The sequence below is a fragment of the Streptomyces purpurogeneiscleroticus genome, from assembly GCF_020024005.1.
Lineage (GTDB): Bacteria > Actinomycetota > Actinomycetes > Streptomycetales > Streptomycetaceae > Streptomyces > Streptomyces purpurogeneiscleroticus.
In genome coordinates this window covers 1-7356 of the sequence record NZ_NHSG01000066.1, presented here as the reverse complement: position 1 = coordinate 7356, position 7356 = coordinate 1, and the positions used below count along the sequence as shown (strand labels likewise).

Genomic DNA, 7356 nt, shown 5'->3' with positions numbered 1-7356 from the left:
GCACCACGTCCGCGTGGGCCGTGCCCAGCGCGCCGATGCCGATCGCGGTGGGCCGTGCTGGCCGGGCACGGTGCGGCGGGCCCGGGGCGCGGCGTCTTCGCCGGGCTGGGCGAGCTCCGTGCCGGGGAGACCGTGCGGGTGGCCCGGTCGGACGACTCCATCGCGGAGTTCACCGTGGCGGACGTACAGGCGTACACGCAGGCCCGCTTCGACGCCGGGCGGATCACCGGCCCGCACGAGCGCGGCCGCGCCGAGCTGCGTCTTGTCAGCGACGACCGGATCGTCGTCTCGGCCTACTTGAGCGCGGGCAGCGGTCCCTGAGGAGGTGAGCGGAGTGCGGTACGGACACGGCAGGCGATCGCCCGGCCGGGCCGGCGGCTCGCTCCCCCCTGAACCGCCGGCCGACCGGTCCTCGACCGCCGCGATTCAGGACTGCGGGAGTTGCCCTGCCGTCGGCGGGAGGCGCCATGAAGTGCGCGTTCCAGGCCGGGGGCCAGGGCCAGACCCACACTTTAGAACGCCTGCGCGCCCTCCGCATAGAGGGCGATGGCAGCGGGCTGTAACAGGTTGCCCACGGGCCGTCGCCGGTGCACACGGGTGTGCCAGGATTGCTGCGACCGGCCAAGTTCCGTGCTCCGAGGGGGGAGTGGATGTACGGCGAAGTACCGGGGTCCGGGGGGACTTCGAAGGGACGATGCGGTGACCGCCGAGTGAGGAAGGCTGCCGTACCGGCGATGGCAGCGCTGCTGCTGGCGGCCGGGGCGCTCGCCGGGTGTTCCTCGTCCGACGGCTCCTCCGCCGGCGGCCCGCCGGAGCAGCGGCCCAGGGCGACGGTGCCGTACTGGGTCAACCCGGACGGCAAGGCGGCCCGGCAGGCGGCCGCGTACCGCAAGGGCGACAAGCAGGACGACGCCGCGCTGATCGACCGCATCGCGACACAGCCCGTCGCGGAGTGGATCGGCATCGAGGACCCCGAGGGCGAGGCCCGCGGCTTCACCGAGGCGGCCGCGAAGGCAAACCGCGACGCGCTGCTGGTGCTGTACAACATCCCGCACCGCGACTGCGGCAGCTACTCCAAGGGCGGCGCCGCCGACGGCAATGCGTACCGCGCGTGGCTGGACGGCGTGGTCAAGGGCATCGGCGACCGCGCCACGACGGTGATCCTGGAGCCCGACGCGCTGCCGCACATCGAGGACCGGTGCACGCCGGAGCAGTTTCACGAGGAGCGGTACGCGCTGCTGACGGAGGCCGTCGGCAAGCTCAAGGCGCTGCCGCGCACCAAGGTGTACCTCGACGCGGGCAACCCGCACTGGATCAAGGACCCGGGGCGGATGGTGGAGCCCCTGAAGCGGGCCGGCATCGCGCAGGCCGACGGCTTCGCGCTGAACATCTCCAACTACCAGACCACCGAGGAGAACGAGAAGTACGGCAAGCGGCTCTCCGCGATGGTGGGCGGCAAGCACTTCGTCATCGACACCAGCCGGAACGGCAACGGTCCGGCGCCGGGCGGCGACGACCCGGAGAACTGGTGCAACCCGCGGGGCCGGGCGCTGGGCGAGCCGCCGACCGTCAGGACCGACGACGGGCTGGTGGACGCGTACCTCTGGATCAAGCGGCCCGGGGAGTCGGACGGCCCGTGCAAGGGCGGCCCGCAGGCGGGCAAGTGGTGGCCGTCGTACGCACTGGAGCTGGCCCGCAACAGCAAGCGTTGACGCGCTGAGGGGGCGCCCCGAGCCCGGGGCGCCCCCTTACTCATGTCTTCCCTAGGGCCGGTCGGCCGCGGGCACCTTCACCCACACCGCCTTCGACGGCGTGCCCTCGTCGTCGACGGCGGTGAGCATGTACCAGCCCGGCGGGACCAGCGCCGGGTCCTTCGGCAGGGTCACGGTCACCGAGTCGTCCTTCGTCGTGAAGTCCAGCGCGATGGAGCGCTGTTCGACGTTGGTGACATGGGTGAACGAGCCGGGCCTGATCAGCCGCAGCTTCTTGAGCGAGGAGCTGTGGGACGTCCCGAACGTGGCCTTGCCGCCGAGCCGCACGGTCGTGGGGCCCTTGGCTTTCAGGCCGGGGCGGGCGCCCTGGAAGAGGTAGGGCGGGGTGTACAGGTCGATCTGCTGCTCGAAGACGCCCGGCCTGGTGTTGTCCTTGTCGGCGAAGAGCGAGTCCGAACCGAAGGTCATCACCCGGCCGTCGGGGAGCAGCAGCGCGCCGGAGTGGTAGTTCCGGCCGACCAGGGGGTCGGCGACGCGGCGCGAGGTGTTCTTCGCCGGGTCGTACAGCTCGGCCGCCAGGATGTTGGAGTCGCTGCGGCCGCGGTAGTCGCCGGAACCGTTGGTGGTCAGCACCGTGTCGTCCGGCATGATCACGCTGCTCGGATAGCGGGCCTTCGCGTACAGGTCGGGACCGTCACGGAAGCGGGGCTTCGGGTCGGTGAGGTCCACGATCCGGGTCCTGTCCGTGGCGCGCGGGTCCTCGCCGACACCGCCGCCGCCGAGGACCATGTACCGCTGGTCCTGTGCGGGCGGCAGCAGCACGGACATGGACGTCTCCAGAATGTCCGGATCACTCATCCCGGGGACGACCTGGAACTTGTTGCTCTTCAGGTCCCAGATCCCGGGCTTGCGGCCCTTGTCGGCCGGGCCGTACCCGGCGTTGGAGCCGGTGTAGAAGACCTGGCCCTTGCCGGAGAGGAAGAGCGCCGGGTAGGTCGGGAAGAACCGTTGCTTCGGCAGGTAGGTCCACTTCTTGGTCTTCGGGTCGTAGAGCTCGTTCTTCCCGGGGACGACCTGGCCGATCTCGTCCAGCCCGGAGACCGAGAGGACCTTGCCGTCCTCCATGGAGGTCAGCGTCGGATACCAGCGGGCCTCGTTCATCGGGTCGACGCGGAGGTACCGCTCGGCGACCGGGTCGAACTCGAAGGAGTCCTTGATCCCCTGGAAGTCCTTCTTGTCGAAGGACAGCTTCTGCGCGATGCCGTAGAAGTTCCGGGCGTCCGCGCCGGTCAGGCCGTGGATGCGGTAGTTGTCCTGGGCGCCCGTGGCGTACTGGCGGCCCTGCTCGCGCGCCTCGACGTAGACCCGGGCCTCGCTGTGCTCGACCCGCACCCTCCCGGTGACCTTGTCCGTGATTTTCTTCGCCCGCGGCACCACGACCGGGTCCTTGGAGACGAAGGTCTTGCCGTTCTCCTTGCCGGTGAAGAGCGTGCCGGCGGGGAAGGTCTTCGGGCCGTCCGGGTCCTCGTTGTAGATGATCATCAGGCCGCCGGCCTTCTTCACATCGCCCTTGAGCGTCTCGTAGCGCTGGGTGCCGCCCGCCACCAGCAGCTTGCCGTCCGGGAGCTGGGTGTGGCCGGCGCAGAACAGGTCGGTGGGCGTGGGGATGTTCTTGAAGGTGTTCTTCGCCGGGTCCCACAGGACCGTGCGGAAGGACTTGGCCTTGAAGTTCGCCGCGTTGTTGCCGGAGCCGGCGACCAGCAGGACCTTGCCGGTGTGCAGCAGGGCCGCGTGGATCGTGTTGATCCGGTACTTGTCGGGGACGTTCACCACGTCCCAGTGGCCGTTGCGCTGTTTGTACTCCGGCCGGTTGATCTTGTACGCGTGGTACTGCTCCGAGGCGAAGCCGTACACGGCCGGGCCGTTCATGGCGGCCAGGACGATCACCACCACCGCACCTATCCCTAAACGGCGGGTGCGGCGGCTGGGTCGGTATCTCATCGGTTGGTTCCCCCCACGGGAATCTGCAAGGTCTGCGCTGTGCGGTCTTCGGCGGTCCCGGCCCCGGTCCCGGCGGCTCCGGCCTCGGCCGCTTCGGCGTCCCCGACGGGTCGCGCCTCCCGGCGCATCGACCAGCGCCAGAGGGCGATCGGCACGCAGCAGACCAGCAGGGCCAGCACGGCCCAGACGATCATCGCCGGGTGGGCGTGGCCGAAGAAGAAGGAGGCGATCAGCGAGGAGCCGAAGACCAGGAGGAAGAAGAGGTGTATCCGGAAGGTCCCGAAGAGGGTGTCGGGGCTGGAGGAGTCGCCCTTGGGGGTCACCACGAACTTGCTCTTGCGGCGCAGCGCCGCGTCGAAGAGCGAGCGCGCGTAGATCGGCGCGGAGAGCGCGGACATCAGCATGCCGGCCACGCCACCGGATCCCTCGGGCTCGTGGGGAGAGACGTTGTGCCGGCGGTTCCAGACGTACAGGCCGATCTGGAGCGCCGAGGCGTTGCCGTAGAGCATCATCCACACGGCCGGGTCGATCTGGACGCCGGAGGCGCCGAGCCCGAGGAAGAGCGCGCAGCTGAGGGCGGCGAGTATCCAGTTCAGCGCGGACATCGGGTAGAAGATGACCATCATCGTGTAGTTGAAGAGGCGGCCGGGGGACAGTGTGAAGGGCGCCTTCCAGAACTGCTTGAGCAGCGTTTCGTACGTCCCGCGCGACCAGCGCAGCTGCTGGGTGAAGAAGTCCGTCCAGGCGGTCGGGCCCTCGCCGACGGCGAGCACGTCGGGGGTGTAGACCGAGCGCCACTTCTTGCCCGTCGCGGGATTCCGGTGGCGGTGCATCTCGAAGCCCGTGGCCATGTCCTCGGTGATCGAGTCGTACAGCCCACCGATCTGCTTCAGGGCCTTGATGCGCACGGCGTTGGAGGTGCCGACGAACATGGGGGCGCCGTAGCGGTTCCCGGCCCGCTGGATCAGCGCGTGGAAGAGGAACTGCTGCGACTCGGCGGCCTTGGTGACGAACGTGTCGTAGTTGCCGTAGACCTGCGGCCCGATGACGAAGCCGACGTTCTCGTCGCGGAAGTAACCGAGCATCCGCTCCAGGTAGTTGGGCAGCGGCACATGGTCGGTGTCGACCGAGGCGAAGAAGTCGTAGTCGTCGCCGTGGGCCTGCAGCCAGGCGTTGTAGTTGCCGTGCTTCGTTCTCGCGCGGTGCGGGCCCTTGGCGCGGTTCCACTCCGGTATGCCGTGCCGGGTGAAGTGGCGCACCCCGAGTCTCGCGCAGACCTCTCTGACGGCCGGGTCGTCGCCCTCGTCCAGCAGCCAGACGTGCACCACACCGCGGTGCCGCACCCGGACGGCGGCCTCCAGCGTCTTCGTCACCATCTCCAGCGGCTCCTTGCCCGGCACGAAGGAGGTGAGAAAGGCGACGCGGGTGCCGTTCTCGGGGACGACCGGCACGGGGTCGCGGGCGACGAGCGTGGCGTGCGCGTTCGAGAGGACGTTCAGGCAGCGGAAGAACTCGATCAGGCCGATCGAGACGAGCATGACGACGTCGAGGACGGGGAGGAAGGCGAACTGCGGGTAGTCCCGGTGGGTCCAGTGGGCGGGCTGCAGGAGCCAGGCGAGGAGCCCGAGGGAGACGAGCGGGGCCGCGCCGAGCAGCAGGGCCGCGCGGAAGCGGTGCGGCTCGTCGGCGAGCAGGCTGCGGTACCGGACCTTGTACGGCTTGCCGGGCTCGGGCTGCGTCAGCGGGCCGGCGAGCCGGCTGTAATGCTCGTAGTCGTACCGCGGCAGCGGCGCGGGCTGCTGCGGGCGCCGGCGGTACTGGCGCGGCAGGCGTAAGCGCGTCGTCGCGGACGGGTCGTACTGGTGTTCCTGCCGGGCGCCGGTAGGCGTCGACGTCATGACTCCATCCCCCCGCACGCAGTACTGGCTGCGTGTCCGTGTGCTCGCTTCCCGAGTCTTCGGTCCCCCTCGACCGGCTCGGCCCTGTGGTCTCGGCCGCCCACGCACTCAGACGTGCGCCGCCCGCCTTCCGGTTGCCCGGTCGTGCTCCGCCGGCGTGGCAGCGCGCAGAGTTCCCCAACCCCTCGTTCGGCGCAACCGGTGGTTCCTCCCCGTGTGCTCGTCAAGGCCATGTTCGACCCATCCGTCACGTCAGGGTCCCTAACCGGCCTTCATGATCGCAAGGGAGGAATGAGTGCTTACGGGAGGTGTGGGCGTATCGGCGGACTCTGGGTAGTGCGTGGCGGTCCGTGCGCCCTCTCTATGAGTAGAGCGCCTCACCGCTCGCCAGAACTGCGCAGCCTGTGGCGGATGTTGTCGAAGTGGTCGCGGACCGCCCGCTCCGCGCGGGGCCCGTCGCCGTCCCGCACGGCCGCCAGGATCTCCTCGTGCTGGCGGACCGTGGTCTCCGGGTCGGCGTGCACCGCGACGAGATCGGTTCGCACCCGGTGGAAGGCGTCCCAGAAAGCCTCCAGCACCTCGCTGAGCAGGAGGTTCTCCAGCCCGCGATGGAGCGTGGCGTGGAATGCCCGGTCGGTCTCGGCCTGCACCCCGCCGGCCGCCGCCTCCGTCCGCATCCGCGCCACGGTCGCGTCCAGCTCGGCCAGGTCGGCGGCGGGCACCCGCCCCGCCAGCCGCGCGATCAGCCCGGTCTCCACCGCCTCGCGCAGCTCCAGCAGCTGCAGCAGGCTGTCCTCGCCCCGGTAGTGCCCGGCCACCGTGCGGAAGGTCAGGCCCTCGATCATCGGGGCCATCGACATCGGGCCGACGTAGGTGCCGAAGCCGTGCCGGATCTCCACGATGCCCATCGCCTGCAGCGCCTTCAGCGCCTCGCGCACGGAGTTCCGGCTGACCCCGAGCAGCTCCATCAGCTCCGGCTCGGTCGGCAGGGACGCCCCGGACGGCAGCCGCCCGTCGATGATCAGCCTCTTGATGCGCTCCTGGATGTCCCTCGCCATCCCGTGACTCTGCACCCCGGCCCACCGTTTTGACCAGCACTTCACCAGCGATTCCGCGCAAGGAAGCCGTAAGAAATGACCAAGGCCCCTCGTCGTGACGAGGGGCCTTGACCTACGTGCGCCGCCAGGGACTCGAACCCCGGACCCGCTGATTAAGAGTCAGCTGCTCTAACCAACTGAGCTAGCGGCGCGCGCTGACCTGGAAAACTTTACACGAACTCCTGGGGTGCTCCGGACCGCGGAAGGCCGTCCGGCGGCCCGCCGAATGTGTGAGGTGTGACACTCCTGCAGGTATGGGCGCCGTCCGGCTTTTCTCCCGCGTGTCGCATTCCCCGCCGGTACTGATTGACGTGATTTCGCCCGACGGTTCGCCGGTTTTGCTCCGGGGAAGAGGGTTTCCGTGCGCAAGGTCATCAGTTGCCCCGTCAGCATGCGATATGTACCGGTAGTTGAGAAGCTGTGCCCGTGTGAGGCCAATGAGAACGCAGTGGCCGGAAGGGGAACGGGAATGACGGTGCCGGTCTTCATCGAATTCGAGCCCGCGGACGACTGCTCCTGCGCGGGCTGCGCGCAGCAGCGGCGCGCCCTCGTGCAGGCGGCGCGGCTCAGGGACGGTGGCCACCCCGCCGCGCACGGCGCCCGCCGCGCGCTGGTGCTGGCGGCCGCCGCCGGCACGGTCCTGGCCAC

The 7356-nt window shown here is 69.7% G+C and carries 5 protein-coding genes, 1 tRNA gene and 1 pseudogene; 3 read left to right on the top strand and 4 right to left on the bottom strand.

All coding sequences use genetic code 11. The features are described from left to right. Together CCS38_RS02010 and CCS38_RS02005 are read left to right on the top strand one after the other, a co-directional pair. On the top strand, positions 1 to 321 hold a 321-nt coding region (locus tag CCS38_RS02010; protein ID WP_372456965.1), incomplete at its 5' end, for a sortase domain-containing protein. A 329-nt stretch (positions 322 to 650) separates the two neighbouring features. Beyond that, positions 651 to 1712, top strand: coding sequence for a glycoside hydrolase family 6 protein (locus CCS38_RS02005; protein WP_372456964.1), 1062 nt, complete (start codon positions 651 to 653; stop codon positions 1710 to 1712). 51 nt (positions 1713 to 1763) lie between these two features. On the opposite strand, the gene glxA is transcribed toward CCS38_RS02005, so the two are convergent. From glxA to CCS38_RS01985, 4 genes are all read right to left on the bottom strand, one after another. Beyond that, a complete protein-coding gene (gene glxA, locus CCS38_RS02000) occupies positions 1764 to 3713 on the bottom strand; it encodes a radical copper oxidase GlxA (RefSeq protein WP_223731442.1) in 1950 nt (649 codons plus the stop codon). Next, positions 3710 to 5611, bottom strand: a complete 1902-nt coding sequence (locus tag CCS38_RS01995; protein ID WP_223731441.1) for a glycosyltransferase family 2 protein — start codon at positions 5609 to 5611, stop codon at positions 3710 to 3712. Before CCS38_RS01995 ends, glxA begins: the two co-directional genes overlap by 4 nt. Before the next feature lie 377 nt (positions 5612 to 5988). Beyond that, positions 5989 to 6669 (bottom strand): FadR/GntR family transcriptional regulator, encoded by a 681-nt coding sequence (locus CCS38_RS01990; RefSeq protein ID WP_223731440.1) that lies wholly within the window; start codon positions 6667 to 6669, stop codon positions 5989 to 5991. Positions 6670 to 6786: 117 nt separating this feature from the next. Continuing rightward, positions 6787 to 6860 (bottom strand) — tRNA-Lys (locus tag CCS38_RS01985). 317 nt (positions 6861 to 7177) lie between these two features. Between CCS38_RS01985 and CCS38_RS35825 the strand changes: the two are divergent. Further along, positions 7178 to 7356, top strand: a pseudogene (locus tag CCS38_RS35825) (peptidoglycan-binding protein); the annotation flags it as partial.

Excerpts from the sequence above, each read along its gene's own strand:
- CCS38_RS02005 (WP_372456964.1), top strand. The coding sequence starts at position 651 with ATGTACGGCGAAGTACCGGGGTCCGGGGGGACTTCGAAGGGACGATGC.
- glxA (WP_223731442.1), bottom strand. The coding sequence starts at position 3,713 with ATGAGATACCGACCCAGCCGCCGCACCCGCCGTTTAGGGATAGGTGCG.
- CCS38_RS01995 (WP_223731441.1), bottom strand. The coding sequence starts at position 5,611 with ATGACGTCGACGCCTACCGGCGCCCGGCAGGAACACCAGTACGACCCG.
- CCS38_RS01990 (WP_223731440.1), bottom strand. The coding sequence starts at position 6,669 with ATGGCGAGGGACATCCAGGAGCGCATCAAGAGGCTGATCATCGACGGG.